This window comes from Castellaniella sp. (genome assembly GCF_041677825.1).
In the GTDB taxonomy this organism is placed as follows: Bacteria; Pseudomonadota; Gammaproteobacteria; order Burkholderiales; family Burkholderiaceae_B; genus Castellaniella.
Genome location: NZ_JBAYPG010000001.1, coordinates 113,308 through 128,403 on the forward strand (window position 1 = coordinate 113,308; position 15,096 = coordinate 128,403).

The following is a 15,096-nucleotide window of genomic DNA, read 5'->3' on the forward strand; positions in this document are numbered from 1 at the left end:
GCAAAAGACATTCTGGATCACGGGCCTGTCGTCCCCGGCAGGCTCGGCAATACAAGGGGTTGATATGGCATTGATTGCGTTGGTCACCGGCGCCTCGGCCGGCTTTGGGGCGGCGATTTCCGAAGGGCTGATCGCACAGGGGCATGTTGTGATCGGTGCCGCTCGCCGCCTCGAGCGGCTCGAGCAATTGCGCGCGAAACTGGGTACCGATTTTCACCCTCTGGTCATGGATGTCACCGACCCAAGCGCTGTCGAGCAAGGGGTTGCCAGGGTTCATGCCGATTTCGGGGGCATCGATGTACTCGTCAACAACGCCGGGCTGGCGCTGGGTATCGCACCGGCACAAGACTCGAAACTGGCCGACTGGGAACAGATGATCGCCACCAACGTGCTCGGGCTGACGCGGCTCGTGCATGCCGTGCTGCCAGACATGGTGCAGCGCAACCGAGGCCACATCATCAATCTGGGCTCGACGGCGGGTACGCACCCCTATCCTGGCGGCAATGTCTACGGGGCCAGCAAGGCCTTCGTGCACCAGCTGAGCCAGAACCTGCGGGCCGATCTCTGGGGCACGCGCGTCCGGGTCACCACCATTGCACCCGGGCTGTGCAGCGGCACCGAGTTCTCGCAGGTCCGTCTGGGCGATGCCGCCCTCGCCGACGCCGTCTACCAGGGCGCTGATGCGCTGACCGCCGAAGATGTGGCCGATGCCGTCATCTGGGCGGCCACACGGCCGGGCCGGGTCAACATCAATGCCATCGAACTGATGCCGGTGACACAGGCCTTTGCGGGTCTGAAGATCCACCGGGAAGGCTGATGACCATGCAGAACTGCTTTTCCATGCGTTTGCCGCAGCGCGCAATCCCCCTGTTGCTTGCTGGCCTGGTCCTGGCAGGTTGCGCGAGCGGCCCGCGCGATGATCTCTCGCTGGTGCCCGCGGCCCTGGATCAGGAAACCAGCAGCCAGGGCTATTTCACACAACCCCTGCGTTATACGCGGGTACCCGAAGGCTGCAAGGGTACGTGCCCGAAGCTGGTGGTGGATTCACTCACGTTTCCCGGCCACCCCAGGCTGGGCACCCTGGTCGATTATGCGCTGGCCAGCATGACGTGGCTCGATCAGGACCGGCCGGCCCCCTACGAAACGATAGCCGAATTCGAAACGTACTACCTGAAGACGGCAGCCGCACGCGATGAAGTGAACCTGATTGCGCGCACGCGATACCGCAATGCCGATCTGACAACAATCGAACTGACCTCGGGCCAGTACCAGACCGGCATGGCCCACGGGATCACAGGCACGCAATTCATCAATTGGGACAACGGCGCCGAAAAGGTGCTGACCCTCGACGATCTGCTGCAAGCGGGTTCACTGGGCGCCTTCAACGAGCGGCTGCGCGCCGCGCATGCGCAGTGGCTGCTCGAACACGCCGACAGCATCGACACGATGGCCGACTTCAAGCGCATGTGGCCGTTTGCCCCCACCGACAACGTCGCGCTCACCGACCTGGGGCTGGTGGCCAAGTACCAGTCGTACGAAATTGCGCCCTATGCCTGGGGGCAGCCCGAACTGCTGATCCCCTATGCCGAACTCAACGACATCCTGCGCCCGCGTTACTTGCCACCGGCCCGCTGAGGCCCTCAGGGCATGGCCGCAGGTGTATCCTCGAAGCGTCCCAGGTCGAAATAGCGCGAGAACGAGGACTCGTCCTGGGCGGGCGTGCCCTGCCCCGCAAGTTCGGATGCGATACTGTCCGACTGAGCCGTGCCCGGCACCTGATACTCGGTGATGCTGCGCGCTCCGGCGGGCACCTGGGCTCTGGCCTGGGCCTGGCGCTGTGCCGCAAAGGCTTGGGACTCACCGGCCAGCCAGGCGGCCATTCGCGTATTGTTGCGCTTGTGGGCCCAGTCGATGGCCGTCTCGCCGGCGGCATTGAACATGGTCGGGTCCGCCCCCTGCGACAGCAGCAGTTCGGCCATGTCCCGCTTGCCGGACAGCGCAGCCATCATGAGCGGTGTCGTGCCGTCCGGCCCCGGCGCATTGACGATGGCGCCCTGCCCGATCAGCAATCGGGCCATGTCCATCTGCGCCTTCGAGGCCGCATAATGCAGCGGTGTCCAGCCCAGGCGATTGACCTGCGCCCCCGCCTGTATCAGCTTCTCGGCACGAGCGGTCTGCCCCAGTATGGCCAGGTACATCAGCGGGGTTTCGTCCAGCGCGTTGGGCTGGTCGATCTGAACCTCGGGGGTGACGGCGAGCAGATCGAACACGCGCCACGATTGGTCCCTTGCGGCCTGTGTCAGGGCTGGATTGCCCTGCGTGTTGAACGCCGTCGGATCCACCCGGCGCAGAAGCATCTCCTGTACGGTCGTGGCGTCATCCCGGCGTATCGCCGACCACCAGTCAGAGGGTGGGTCGACCTGAACCTGTATGGCCAGGCAGAGGGCCGGAACGAAGACCAGCCAGGCCAGCAACAGCCTGCGGGCCCACCCCTGGATCGGCAGCCCCCGCCCAGCCCCGGATCGCGGCTCGATTGCGTGCCGCGGACGACCCTGCCTGAAGGCACGCAACAGGTTGAAGTTTGTCGTGGGATAAACCATGGAGTCTCCTGGGCGACCTGCCCCGAACGCCCGGGCCTGTCGCGTCGTGTGTCAGGCTTCAGCAGACGCGGCAGCCTTCTCGAACAGCGTGAAATAATTGTGTGTGGTGGCTTCGGCGATGGTGCCGACCGGTACCCCGCGCAGTTCGGCAATCTTCTCGGCCACGTGGATGACGCGTGACGGGTCGTTGCGCTTGCCGCGGTGGGGAACCGGCGCCAGATACGGTGCGTCGGTCTCGATCAGCATCCGCTCGAGGGGCATGCGGCGGGCCACATCCTGGATCTCGCGCGCATTCTTGAAGGTCACGATGCCCGAAAAGGAAATATGGAAACCCAGATCCATCGCCGCTTGCGCCACATCCCAGTTTTCGGTGAAGCAATGCATGACACCCGCATGAGCCTGCTCCTCGCGCATCAGACGCAGGGTGTCGGCCGCCGCGGCCCGAGTATGAATGATCAGCGGCAGCCCCGCCTGGTTCGCGGCCTGGATATGCAGACGGAAACGCGCCTGTTGCGTGACAGACGGTTCGCTGATACGAAAATAATCCAGCCCCGTCTCGCCGATCGCCACCACCGCCGGATGCCCGGCCCGTTGCAGAAGGTCTTGCAGTGTGGGTTCCAGACCGTCTTCATCTTCGGGGTCATTGGCCGGATGCACCCCCACGGATGCGCGCAGGAGGCGGGGATGCGATTCGACCAGCGCCAGCAGGCCCGGCCAGTCGCGCAAATTGACACCCACCACCAGGGCGTGCCCGACCTGGGCGTGGTGCATGCGGGCGAGAATCCCGGGCAGGTCCGCAACCAGAGCCGGATCATTCAGATGACAATGTGAATCGACATACATAGTGTCAGCCTTGAAAAACGGAGAGCAGGCGGTTGGCGGCGTGGGCGGCCCATGAGCCCGGGTTGAGCGGATGGCGCGCGAGGCGTTGCTGTTCAACCAGCCAGCGTGCGACGCCGGCCCAGTTCGATGCGCTCAGCTGCCTGGCCGCCTGGGCAAGCTCGGCCTGCATGCCGGGATAATAGCGGGCAGGCTGCCCGCGCTCGACCAGACCGATATCGAGCCACAGGCGCTGAAAGGCATCGATCCAGACCTGTGGATGCTGTTGCAGAAGCGCTTCTGCCAGCATCGGGGCCCCCGCCTTGTCTGCCGAGAGCGAAAGAAATGTCTGCAGAAACTCTGGAATCACGGCCTGATCGGCCCTGTCTGTGGCCAGCAGGGGAGCGCCTCCGCTGGCCGCCAGGCGCGCTGCGGGCTGATCGACCCCCTGGGCCTGCAGCCACTGCAGTGCCTGGGCTGTGGTGGGCGGTGGCAGATGCAGACGACGGCAGCGCGATACGAGCGTAGGCAAGAGGCGATCCGGCGCATCGCACACCAGCAGGAATGCGGTGCGCACAGGCGGTTCTTCGAGCGTCTTGAGCAATGCATTTGCAGCCGCGGGGTTCAACGCCTCGGCCGGATACAGCAAGGCCACCCGCCAGCCGCCCCGGTGTGTCGCCAGATTGAACCACGGCAGCAGTGCGCGCAGCTGGTCGATGCGGATCTCGCTGGAGGCCTGCTTGCGGTTGTCCATATCCACCTCATCGCCCTCTTCCAGGGCCATGGCGTCTGGACGTATCCGGCGCAGATCGGGGTGGTTGCCTGACTGCACCCAGCGACAGGCCTGGCAGTGTCCGCAGGCGATACCGTGATCGGCCGGGCTCTCGCACAGCAGCGCGGCAGCACCGCCCTGGGCGAACGATTGCTGCCCGGTGCCGCGCTGGCCGTGGATCAGCCAGGCATGTGCAAAGCGTTCGCGTGCGGCGAGCCAGTGGCGTGCAGCCTCTGTTTGCCAGGGAAGGAATGACCCAGTTTGCATATCAGGATGTACTGCCGTTCGAGTGGCCGGCGAATTGATCGACCAACTGCTGCAGTATCCTGCCCAGCCGATCCTGGATCGCGTGCACGGGCAGACTGCCATCGAGCACATGAAAGCGTTCAGGATCTGCGGCAACGCGTTCATGATACGCCTGCCTGACGCGCAGGAAAAACGCCGTGGACTCCTGTTCGAAGCGGTCAGGGCCGCCCTCGCCCCGGCCTACGCGGCGACGGGCCAGATCGGGTGCCAGATCGAAGAGTAGCGTGCAGTCGGGTGTCCGGCCCTGCATGACCCAGTCATCCAGTTGGCGTATCGCCTCGTGTCCCAGCGCCCTGCCCCCGCCCTGGTAGGCGTAGGATGCATCGATGTGGCGGTCGCACAGCACCCATTGGCCTTGCGCCAGTGCGGGCTGGATACGCGTCTGCCAGAGTTCATTGCGGGCCGCGAACATGAGCAGGGCCTCGGTGCGTGCCTGCATGTCCTGGTGGAGCAGCAGCTCGCGCAGGGCTTCGCCCAGCGGTGTGCCACCCGGTTCACGGGTACTCAGCAGATGAACCCCGGCCTGGCGCAGCCACGCCTCAATCCAGGGGACATGGGTGCTTTTGCCAGCCCCATCGAGGCCTTCGAGTGTGATGAAACAGGCAGATTGGCGCATGCTCTGGATGTGCTCGAGTCAGGGTTTGTTCAGGATGTATTTGGCTACCGCCCGGTTGTGCGCGCCCAGGTTGGTGGAAAATTCGCTCGTGCCATCTCCCCTGGACACGAAGTAGTAATATTTGTGCCGTTCGGGATGCAGCGCGGCTTCGAGGGCCGCCCTGCCCGGATTGGCAATCGGTGTGGGCGGCAGGCCCGTGCGAGTATAGGTGTTCCATGGCGTGTCACGCTGCAGATCCTTTTTGCGCAAGCGCCCCTGGTAGTCTGGACCCAGGCCGTAGATCACCGTTGGATCCGTCTGCAGCGGCATGCCGGCCCGCAGGCGGTTGGCAAAGACACCTGCGACCCGGGCCCGGTCACCACCATGGCCGGTTTCTTTCTCGATGATCGAGGCCAGAATCAGCGCCTGGTAAGGCGCATCCAGTGGCAGATCGGGGTCCCGCGCCGCCCAGGCCTGGGCGAGGATCTGCTGGCCGGCCTTGACTGCCCGGCGCAGGATGTCGAGATCGGAGCTGCCCGGCACGAACACATAGGTATCCGGATGGAGCAGACCTTCGGCTGATTGCGCATCCAGGCCCAGTTCGGCCAGCAGAGCGGGCTCGTCCATGCCAAGGGTATCATGCCGCACCTGCGGGCTGGCGTCCAGAGCGGCGCGAATCTGCGCGAATGTCCAGCCTTCGGGGAAGGTGAGCCGTACCAGCGTCATGTCGCCATTGGCCATGCGCTGCAACAACTGCCAGGGCGTATCCCCTTGCCTCGCCTCGTAGGCACCGGCCTTGAGGTGTTTGTCCTGGCCGCTGAAACGGGCCAGGGCGACGAATGCGCTGGCCGGTATGTCGATGCCGGCGTGCTGCATGGCCTGTGCGATCTGCCTGGGCGTGCTGCCCCGTTCGATCAGATAATCCACGACGGGCGCCCGCATGGGCACCGCACGCTGCCAACCCCACCATGCCGCAACGGCCGCGGCGGCTGCGGCAAGCAACAGCGCCAACACCATCAGCCAGACTGCGGAACGGAGGAATTTTTTCATGCCCGCCAGTGTACTGTAATCTCCGGACGCTGCCGTAGCGATGGCAGCCCTGGAACGGTATGATGAAAGCTTCTATGATTTCCGGATGATTTGCGGCAAGACCATGGATCCTGCTCATTTTTCTGACCTGTGCGGTCAATGGCTGCTGGCCGACATCGCCTGCCTGCATTTCACGGGTCGCGATGCGCGCGCCTTTCTTCACGCCCAACTGACACAGAGTGTGCAGGATCTGGAACCGGGCCAAGCCCGTCCGGCTGCGTACTGTACGGCCCAGGGGCGGCTGCTGGCCAACGGCATGGTCTGGGCAACCCACGAGCCGGACGCTTTGTATCTGATGGTTGCCAGCGATCTGGCCAGCGGGCTGCAGCAGCGCATGCAACGCTACGTGATGCGTGCCGACGTGCGCATCGTGCTTGATGGCACCTTGCCCATCATGGCTGCACGCGGGCACGAACACGTGCCCGAACGCCTGCACGCCGCACCGTCCTGGTCGGTGCAGTCCGATGACAAGGGCTGGTGGGTGTCGGGCCCCGACAGCTGCCCTGCCCTGCCCTCGGCCTGGCACGTCAGCCACACAGCGGCACCAGAGGAGGCCATGCCGCAGGCCGACGATGCCGCAGCCTGGCGGGCCAGCCGCCTGCTGGCGGGTTGGCCCATGATCCGCGCTGCAACTCAGGGGATGTTCCTGCCGGCAGCGCTGAACATGGACCTGAACGGCACCATCCATTTTCAGAAAGGGTGCTACCCGGGCCAGGAAATCATTGCCCGCAGCCATTACCGCGGCACGGCCAAGCGGCGCCTGGCCGTTGGCAGCGGGCCCTGGCCTGATTCAGGGGCTGAACCCGCGGCGGGCACGGATCTGTTCGTACCGGGCGGCAGCGATCGGCCGGCAGCGCGGCTGATCGAAGCCTGCATCTGGAACGGCCGGCTGTATGCGGCGGCCGAGGCCCTGGTGGCCGATGGCCCCAGCCTGTGGCTGGCGCCGGGCCACGCGCAGGCGCCAGCCCTGGATCTGCACATGGCCTGAAAGCGCATCGGGGCAGCCACACGCCGGGCAGTCAGGCGCCTGGGTAGCCGAACGCCGGCCGCAAGCGCGACCGACGCTGCCAGGATCAGGACGCGGCCTGATACAGTTTGAGTATGCTCGAAAAATCAAGCTTGCCGTTGCCCTGCGCGCTGTGCAGGGCATACAGATTGCGTGCCAGTTCACCAAGAGGGGTGGTGGTTCGGGCGTGCATCGAGGCTTCGGCCGCCAGCCCCAGATCCTTGAGCATCAGGTCGACCCCGAACCCCCCGGCGTAATCGTGTGAGGCGGGTGCATGTTCCATGACCCCCGGCCAGGGGTTGTACAGCTCGGTGGCCCAGTTCCGGCCCGAGCTCTTGGCAATGATGCCGGACAGGGTGGCTGGATCCAGCCCATTGGCCACACCCAGCGCCAGCGCCTCGGCTGTGCCCGCCATCTGGATGCCGAGCAGCATGTTGTTGCATATCTTGGCCACCTGCCCCGCCCCGGATTCGCCGGCATGGAAGATATTCTTGCCCATGGCCTCGAGCAGCGGGTGCGCGGCCTGCAAGTCATCGGCCGCGCCGCCGACAATGAACGTGAGCGTACCGGCAACGGCGCCCCCTGTGCCCCCGGATACGGGCGCGTCGATCATGCGAATGCCGCGCTGGGCGGCCGCCCGGGACACCTTGCGGGCAGACTCTGGTGCGATGGTGCTGCACTCGATGACCAGCGTGCCCTTGGCGATGGCCGACAGCAAACCCTGATCGCCCAGATACAGGCCCTCGACGTGCTGGCTCGCAGGCAGCATGGTGATGACGGCATCCACGCCGGAGACCGCCTCTGCCGCAGAGCCTGCTGCGCTGGCACCGGCCTGCACGAGACCTTGCACCGCCGCAGGCACGAGATCGAAGACCTTCAGGGTATGGCCGGCCTTGAGCAAATTGTGGGCCATGGGGCTGCCCATGTGGCCCAAACCTATGAATGCGATGGTACTGCTCATGTCGATCTCCTTGTGGGAAGAATGAAAATCGGGACGGGATCAGCAGGTTTCGATGGCGGCCGGCAGCGCTTCGACCCCCAGATCGGCCAGGGGGTGTGTTTCGCCGTCTGGCCAGGGCACCTCGAAGAAGCGCTGCACCCATTGCTCGCTGGCCTGTTCGAGCGATGCAGGTTGCCAGCGCGGGGCCTTGTCCTTGTCGATGAGCAGGGCCCGGATGCCTTCGCGGAAGTCAGGCTCGGCGCAACAGTGCAGCGAGGCGACGAACTCGGTGCGAAAGACGTCGGCCAGCGAAGCATGACGCGCGTGTTCGAGCAAAGCCATGCTCAGGCGTGCGGATCCGGGCGAGCCTGCCAGGAACGTTTTGGCCGCGCGCTGCAACCAGGGGTCTTCATGAGCCTTGAGGGCCTCGATGCCCTGGGCAATGACCCCGAGATCGGCCCGATTGCAGATCTGGCGGATCAGTGCGGCGTGTGCCTGCAACGGGCCGGACGCATCGGGAGCCGCCTGCAGGCCATCGAGCAATGCGTCGACCTGCGCTGCATGGGCACCGGAATCGGCGTCCCAGTGCAGTGCCTGCAGACCGCGCAACAGGTCTGCCCCCGATGTGGCCGGCAGCATGTAGTCGGCCAGGCCGTAATGCAGGCAGTCGGATGCCCCCAATTGGGCACCCGTGAGTGCGAGGAAAAGGCCGATGCCGCGAGGCATGCGTGCGAGCATCCACGTGCCCGCGACGTCCGGATACAGGCCGATGGTGATTTCAGGCATGGCATAGCGGGTGGTTTCGGTGACCACCCGATGGCTGGCCCCCTGCAGTAGCCCGACCCCACCGCCCATGACTATGCCGCTGCCCCAGCACAGGATGGGTTTGGCATACGTATGGATGCGGTAGTCAAGACGATATTCCGTAGAGAAAAAGTCGCGCGCAGCCGGAATGGCCCAGGCATCCCCGTCCGGAGCATCCAGCATGCCGCGATACAGCCCGTGCAGGTCGCCGCCCGCCGAAAGCGCCCTGTCGCCCGCCCCCCGCATGACGACCGCCACCACCGCAGGATCGGCCTGCCATGCCACCAGCCGGGCGTCGAGCAGCTGGCACATCTCGAGTGATAACCCGTTGAGTGTCTCCGGGCGGTTCAGGGTGGCCACACCGATGCGCTTGCCCGAATGGCTGGTGAGTTCTTCGAACAATACGGAATCATTCATCGCAAATCTGCCTCTTGAGTAAGAATATGACGTGCCACAATGACACGCATGATTTCATTGGTGCCCTCGAGGATCTGATGCACGCGGGAATCACGCACGAGACGCTCGAGGGGATGGTCCTTGAGGTAGCCATAGCCACCCAGGATCTGCTGCGCATCCAAGCAGGACTGGAAGCACAGGTCGGTGGCCAGGCGTTTGGCCATGGCACAGTAGGCGGTGGCTGAAGGGTCTGATTCGTCGAGCCTGCTGGCCGCCAGCCGGACCATTTGGCGCGAGGCCACGATGTTGGTGAGCAGGTCGGCCAGCTTGAACTGCAGCGCCTGGAAATCAGCCAGGGGCTGGCCGAACTGGCGCCGTTCGTGCATGTAGCGGCGCGCCGTTTCGTAGGCCCCCTGTGCCGCCCCCACCGAGCAGCTTGCAATATTGATGCGCCCGCCATCCAGCCCTTTCATGGCAAAGCGAAAGCCCTCACCTTCTTCACCCAGGCGATTCTCGACCGGGATGCGCACGTTCTCGAAGGTGATCGGGCGGGTGGCCTGGCTGTTCCAGCCCATCTTGCGCTCTTTGCGACCGTACGTGATGCCCTCCAGGTCGGCCGGCACCACGAAAGCCGAAATGCCCTTGGGCCCGGGGCCGCCGGTGCGGGCCATGAGCACCATGACGTCGGTTTCCCCCCCGCCGGAGATGAATGCCTTGGATCCGTCGAGGACGTAATGCCCGCCTTCGCGCCGCGCGCTGGTCGTGAGTGATGCGGCATCCGAGCCCGCACCGGGCTCGGTCAGGCAGTAGGATGCCAGCTTCGCGCCCGTGGCCAGCTGAGGCCCCCAGTGATCGCGCACCGAAGGCTGCGCCCAGGCCCCGATCATCCAGGTGGCCATGTTGTGGATGGTGACGAAGGCCGCCGTAGAAGGATCGACAGCCGCCATTTCTTCGAAGACCAGCGTGGCATCCAGCCTGGGCAGGCCAAGGCCACCGATCTCCTCACTGGCATACATGGCGCAGAAACCCATTTCGCCCGCCTTGGCAAAGGCCTCTTTGGGAAAGATCTGCTCGGCGTCCCAGGTCGCGGCATGAGGGGCCAGTTCGCCCTGCGCAAATTCGCGCGCGGCCTGGGCGAATGCCAGTTGTTCATCACTAAGACGGAAATCCATGGGTCGTGTCTCCTGAGTTCGGGCTCTGCCAGTCGGGTTCAGGCCTTACTGTACCACCGGATCATCCCCATCACACTTGGCGTTTTGCGCCGTTCGGATGGCTTCATCGCCTTGGCCGGCAGGGCTTGCCCCGCTCCGGGTCGGTGTACCGTCAGGCCGGGCTGCCGAACGCATCTGGCGGCGCTGTCCAGCGCGCCTGCGGCGGGTTTCGAGCGGATCGAACACCAGGGGGCGGTACAGTTCGATGCGATCATCGTCGACCAGGACGCGCTGCCCCGTGCATGATTCGCCGTAAATGCCGATCGCTGGAAAATGGTCGGTGAATTCGGGAAACTCGCGTACAAAATCACTCTGGGCCAGCGCCTCGGCCACCGTCGTCCCGGCCGGCAGACAAAGGCTCTGGCGCCAGAGCCGGGTTGGCGCTGCAAAGGCGAAATGGATGCGTATTTCAGGTTCTGTACACGTCATGGGCACGCCGGGTGAACGAGTCGATGAAACTGCTGGCAATACGATTGAACACCGGCCCGACGACTGCCGACAGGGCCCGGCTGGAAAACGCGTATTCCATGATGTAGGACACCTTGCAGCCATCCGTGCCCAGGGCTTCGAACGTCCAGTACCCGGTCAGCCTTGAAAAAGGCCCGTCAACCAGGTGAAACACAATGCGGCGGGGGTAATCGTGATCGTTGCGGGTGGTGAAGCTCTGACGGATGCCGGCAAAGTGGATGTCGACCGTAGCCTGCATGCCGGTATCGTTCTTCCAATGGACCCGTGCGCCACCGCACCACGGCATGAATTCCGGGTATCGGGCCACATCGGCCACCAGGTCGAACATCTGTTCACATCGAAATGGCACCAGGACAGAGCGTTGAATCGAAGGCATGGAATGCGCAGGTTGGGTCCGTATGGATGGGATAGAATGACAGGATTTTACCCACCCCGGCCAGGGAAGGTTTCATGAGCATTGTAGAGAATCGCAAGGCTACCCACGATTACTTCATCGAAGAGCGTTTCGAGGCCGGTCTCGTACTCGAGGGCTGGGAGGTCAAAGCCATCCGCGCCGGCCACGTACAACTCAAGGAAAGCTACGTCATCGTGCGTGACGGGGCGCTCTGGTTGCTGGGCATGCACGTGAGCCCGCTGCCGACCGTGTCCACCCATGTACACCCCAATGCCACCCGGACCCGCAAGCTGCTGCTGCACGCCCACGAAATCAGCAAATTAATCGGCAAGGTCGAACAGCGCGGCTATGCCCTGGTGCCGCTGAACCTGCACTACAAAAAGGGGCGCATCAAGCTGGATTTCGGTCTGGGGCGTGGCAAGAAGCTGCATGACAAGCGCAGCACCCAACGAGACAAGGACTGGGCGCGCGAAAAAGAGCGCCTGATGAAACATGACACGCGCCAGCACAAGACGGGCTGAGCTCGCAGCCGGGCCCCGTGGCCCATCGCGGGCCTGGCGGCAGAACTGATGCCGGCGCCCCGTGCCAGGGCGCGATCGGTGCTCAGCCCGGCGCCCGAACGGGCAGGCCCTCGAGTTGCAGAAGACGCAACTTGCGTTCAAGCCCGCCGCCGTAGCCATTGAGCGTGCGGTTGCTCGCCAGGATCCGGTGGCACGGAATAATGATGCTGATCGGGTTGCTGCCGACTGCCGCCCCTGTGGCCCGCCCATGGCGCGCACTGAAGCCGGCCCGCCGGGCCAGTTCGCCATATGACAGGGTACTGCCGTAGGGCACGGCCAGCAGGGCTTCCCAGATTTTTTTCTGGAACCCGGTACCTTGTGCCGCGAGAGGAAGATCGAAGCTGCGCCGTTGGCCGGCCCAATATTCGCCCAGTTCTTTTTCGGCCTGCCGAAAAAGCCCGAGAACGGGCTGCGGCACCGTATCTTCGGCCTCGATGAGACGGACACCCGACGATACGGGCAGCGCCATGCCGTGGGCGCAATGCGCACCGGACTGCCTTGCCTGCCCCGGTTCGAGCACCCGGAACGATTGCAGGCGCTGCCCTTCGTGCATGCCATCGGCTGGCCGGCCTGCAGGGGCTGCCGGGCGCTCGAGGCCCGACACCCGAGGGCAGTCGGCCTGGTCGGCAAAATAGAGCCCCGCAAGCCCGGCGCTGTCTGCCCTGAGCAGAACAGCACCGAGAGGCGAAGAAATCAGGGCATGAAATGACATGGGATGGAACGCCTTGTCAGGCCGCTGTTGCCGGGATGGCCAGGCGCTGCCAGGTGCTGATCACTGTATCCGGATTCAGCGACATTGACAAGATACCCTCATCGCGCAGCCACAATGCCAGATCCGGATGATCGCTGGGCCCCTGGCCGCAGATGCCCACGTATTTGCCCGCTTTCAGGCACGCCTGGATGGCCCGGCTGAGCATGAATCGCACCGCAGGGTCGCGCTCGTCGAAATCTGCCGCCAGGAGTTCCATGCCCGAATCCCGATCCAGCCCCAGGGTGAGCTGCGTCATGTCGTTGGAACCAATCGAGAACCCGTCGAAGAACTGCAGGAATTCTTCGGCCAGGATGGCATTGGATGGAATCTCGCACATCATGATGAGACGCAGGCCGTTTTCGCCGCGCCTGAGCCCATGGCGGGCGAGTTCATCGACCACACGCCGGGCCTGCCCGAGCGTACGGACGAAAGGCACCATGATCTCGACATTTGTCAGGCCCATGTCATCGCGCACCTTCTTGAGGGCTTCGCATTCCATGCGGAAGCACTCGGCGAAATCGTCGGAGACGTAGCGGGATGCCCCACGAAAACCCAGCATGGGGTTTTCTTCTTCGGGCTCGTAGCGCGACCCGCCCACCAGCTTGCGGTATTCGTTGGACTTGAAGTCGGACAGCCTGACGATGACCGGCTTTGGATAGAATGCCGCGCCTATGGTGGCCACGCCCTCGGCCAGTTTCTCGACGAAGAATGCGCGTGGGCTTGCATAGCCGCGCGCAGCCGATTCGACGGCCTTTTTGAGGTCGCTGTCGACGTTCGGGTAGTCGAGTACCGCCTTGGGGTGCACGTTGATATTGTGGTTGATGATGAACTCGAGCCGCGCGAGCCCCACACCGTTGTTGGGGATCTGCGAAAAATCGAACGCGAGCTGCGGGTTGCCCACGTTCATCATGATCTTGACATCGATGTCGGGCATCTGCCCCCAGCGCACTTCTTCGATTTCGGTTTCGATCAGGCCATCGTAGATGCGGCCTTCGTCGCCTTCTGCACAGGACACCGTGACCTCGCGGCCGTTCTGGAGCACCTGGGTGGCATTGGCACAGCCCACCACGGCCGGGATGCCCAGCTCGCGTGCGATGATGGCGGCATGACAGGTGCGGCCACCGCGGTTGGTGACAATGGCCGAGGCGATTTTCATGACGGGTTCCCAGTTGGGATCCGTCATGTCGGTCACCAGGATGTCGCCCGGGCGCACCTGATCCATTTCGGAGGCATCGGCCACGACGCGCACCGTGCCCGCCCCGATCTTCTGCCCGATGGCCCGCCCGGTGATGAGAACTTCACCACTGGCCTTCAGACGATAGCGCTCTTGTACTTCGTGCTGCACCTGCCGGGATTTCACGGTTTCAGGCCGGGCCTGCAGGATGTACAGCTTGCCATCGACCCCATCGCGCCCCCATTCGATGTCCATGGGGCGTTCGTAATGATTTTCGATGATGGTTGCATAGCGGGCGAGCTCGATGATTTCCTGGTCGCTGAGAGAATAGCGGTTGCGCTCTGAGGCCGGCACCTCGACGGTACGCACGGCATGGCCGGATTCGCGTTGCTCGTCGAACTCCATCTTGATGAGCTTGGAGCCAATGCGCCGACTGATGATCGGATAATGGCCCTTGGCCAGCGAGGGCTTGAAGACATAGAATTCATCGGGGTTCACCGAGCCCTGCACCACGGTTTCGCCCAGACCATAGGATGATGTGATGAACACCACATCCTTGAAGCCGGACTCGGTGTCCAGGGTGAACATCACCCCGGCGCTGCCCCTGTCGGCCCGCACCATGCGCTGGATGCCGGCCGAAAGGGCCACATCGGCGTGCGCATAGCCCTTGTGCACCCGGTAGGAAATGGCCCGGTCGTTGTACAGCGAGGCGAATACATGGTGGATCTTTTCGAGGATGTCGTCGATCCCCACCACGTTCAGGAAGGTTTCCTGCTGGCCGGCAAATGATGCATCCGGCAAGTCTTCGGCCGTGGCCGATGAGCGCACGGCAAACGAACCCCGGCCGTCGGTGTCGAGTTGCGCAAAAGCGTCGCGGACGGCCTGTTCGAACGCTGCGGGCAGCGGCGTATCCATGATCCACTGGCGGATTTCTGCACCCACCGTGGCCAGTTCGCGGACGTCATCGGCATCCAGCGCATCGAGCCGGGCGTTGATGCGCCCGGCCAGATTCGACGCCTGGAGGAATTCACGGAATGCTTCGGCCGTGGTGGCAAACCCCCCGGGTACCCTGACCCCTGCATCGGCCAGCTGGCTGATCATTTCACCCAGTGAAGCGTTCTTGCCTCCTACCGAGTCCACATCCGCCATGCGGAGCTGCTCGAACGATACGACATATGACATGGTGTCACCCTTGAGATGGAATAAAGCGT

The 15,096-nt window shown here is 64.0% G+C and carries 16 protein-coding genes; 4 read left to right on the forward strand and 12 right to left on the reverse strand.

Features of this window, described 5'->3' with window-relative positions:
* The first annotated feature begins 70 nt into the window (after positions 1-70).
* Positions 71-817, forward strand: coding sequence for an SDR family NAD(P)-dependent oxidoreductase (locus WCY17_RS00500; protein ID WP_372700307.1), 747 nt, complete (start codon positions 71-73; stop codon positions 815-817).
* Between the two features lie 23 nt (positions 818-840).
* Positions 841-1,635: an RsiV family protein gene (locus WCY17_RS00505; protein WP_372700201.1), complete on the forward strand. Its 795-nt coding sequence runs from the start codon at positions 841-843 to the stop codon at positions 1,633-1,635.
* 5 nt (positions 1,636-1,640) lie between these two features.
* On the opposite strand, the gene WCY17_RS00510 is transcribed toward WCY17_RS00505, so the two are convergent.
* The 5 genes from WCY17_RS00510 to mltG are packed head-to-tail and all read right to left on the reverse strand — an operon-like array spanning position 1,641 to position 6,142.
* Complete coding sequence (locus WCY17_RS00510; protein ID WP_372700202.1) at positions 1,641-2,600, reverse strand: ankyrin repeat domain-containing protein; 960 nt, start codon at positions 2,598-2,600, stop codon at positions 1,641-1,643.
* Positions 2,601-2,651: 51 nt separating this feature from the next.
* Positions 2,652-3,443 carry a TatD family hydrolase gene (locus tag WCY17_RS00515; protein WP_372700203.1) on the reverse strand — a complete coding sequence of 264 codons (792 nt, stop codon included), beginning with the start codon at positions 3,441-3,443 and terminating at the stop codon, positions 2,652-2,654.
* Between the two features lie 4 nt (positions 3,444-3,447).
* The gene (holB, locus tag WCY17_RS00520; protein WP_372700204.1) at positions 3,448-4,458 is read right to left on the reverse strand and encodes a DNA polymerase III subunit delta'; all 1,011 of its coding nucleotides are present in this window, start codon (positions 4,456-4,458) and stop codon (positions 3,448-3,450) included.
* A 1-nt stretch (position 4,459) separates the two neighbouring features.
* The gene (tmk, locus tag WCY17_RS00525) at positions 4,460-5,113 is read right to left on the reverse strand and encodes a dTMP kinase (protein ID WP_372700205.1); all 654 of its coding nucleotides are present in this window, start codon (positions 5,111-5,113) and stop codon (positions 4,460-4,462) included.
* Between the two features lie 18 nt (positions 5,114-5,131).
* On the reverse strand, positions 5,132-6,142 hold the full coding sequence (gene mltG / locus WCY17_RS00530; RefSeq protein WP_372700206.1) for an endolytic transglycosylase MltG: 1,011 nt from the start codon (positions 6,140-6,142) through the stop codon (positions 5,132-5,134).
* Between the two features lie 103 nt (positions 6,143-6,245).
* On the opposite strand from mltG, the gene WCY17_RS00535 reads away from it, so the two are divergent.
* Entirely contained in the window at positions 6,246-7,169 is a 924-nt protein-coding gene (locus WCY17_RS00535) for a folate-binding protein YgfZ (protein ID WP_372700207.1), read from the forward strand.
* An 85-nt stretch (positions 7,170-7,254) separates the two neighbouring features.
* Here the strand turns inward: WCY17_RS00535 and mmsB are convergent, their stop codons facing one another.
* From mmsB to WCY17_RS00560, 5 genes are read right to left on the reverse strand one after another with little or no spacing between them, the layout of a single operon-like run.
* Positions 7,255-8,148 (reverse strand): 3-hydroxyisobutyrate dehydrogenase, encoded by an 894-nt coding sequence (gene mmsB / locus WCY17_RS00540; RefSeq protein ID WP_372700208.1) that lies wholly within the window; start codon positions 8,146-8,148, stop codon positions 7,255-7,257.
* Between the two features lie 39 nt (positions 8,149-8,187).
* Positions 8,188-9,348, reverse strand: a complete 1,161-nt coding sequence (locus WCY17_RS00545) for an enoyl-CoA hydratase/isomerase family protein (protein ID WP_372700209.1) — start codon at positions 9,346-9,348, stop codon at positions 8,188-8,190.
* Positions 9,345-10,499 (reverse strand): acyl-CoA dehydrogenase family protein, encoded by a 1,155-nt coding sequence (locus WCY17_RS00550; RefSeq protein ID WP_372700210.1) that lies wholly within the window; start codon positions 10,497-10,499, stop codon positions 9,345-9,347. The genes WCY17_RS00545 and WCY17_RS00550 overlap by 4 nt, the downstream gene beginning before the upstream one ends.
* A 45-nt stretch (positions 10,500-10,544) precedes the next feature.
* A complete protein-coding gene (locus WCY17_RS00555; RefSeq protein ID WP_372700211.1) occupies positions 10,545-10,967 on the reverse strand; it encodes an RnfH family protein in 423 nt (140 codons plus the stop codon).
* The gene (locus WCY17_RS00560; protein ID WP_372700212.1) at positions 10,948-11,382 is read right to left on the reverse strand and encodes a type II toxin-antitoxin system RatA family toxin; all 435 of its coding nucleotides are present in this window, start codon (positions 11,380-11,382) and stop codon (positions 10,948-10,950) included. Before WCY17_RS00560 ends, WCY17_RS00555 begins: the two co-directional genes overlap by 20 nt.
* A gap of 74 nt (positions 11,383-11,456) precedes the next feature.
* Here WCY17_RS00560 and smpB point away from each other — a divergent pair, with 74 nt between their 5' ends.
* On the forward strand, positions 11,457-11,921 hold the full coding sequence (gene smpB / locus WCY17_RS00565) for an SsrA-binding protein SmpB (RefSeq protein ID WP_372700213.1): 465 nt from the start codon (positions 11,457-11,459) through the stop codon (positions 11,919-11,921).
* 82 nt (positions 11,922-12,003) lie between these two features.
* Here the strand turns inward: smpB and WCY17_RS00570 are convergent, their stop codons facing one another.
* Positions 12,004-12,672, reverse strand: a complete 669-nt coding sequence (locus WCY17_RS00570) for a methylated-DNA--[protein]-cysteine S-methyltransferase (protein WP_372700214.1) — start codon at positions 12,670-12,672, stop codon at positions 12,004-12,006.
* Positions 12,673-12,688: 16 nt separating this feature from the next.
* Positions 12,689-15,067: a phosphoenolpyruvate synthase gene (gene ppsA / locus WCY17_RS00575; RefSeq protein ID WP_372700215.1), complete on the reverse strand. Its 2,379-nt coding sequence runs from the start codon at positions 15,065-15,067 to the stop codon at positions 12,689-12,691.
* Positions 15,068-15,096: the final 29 nt, after the last annotated feature.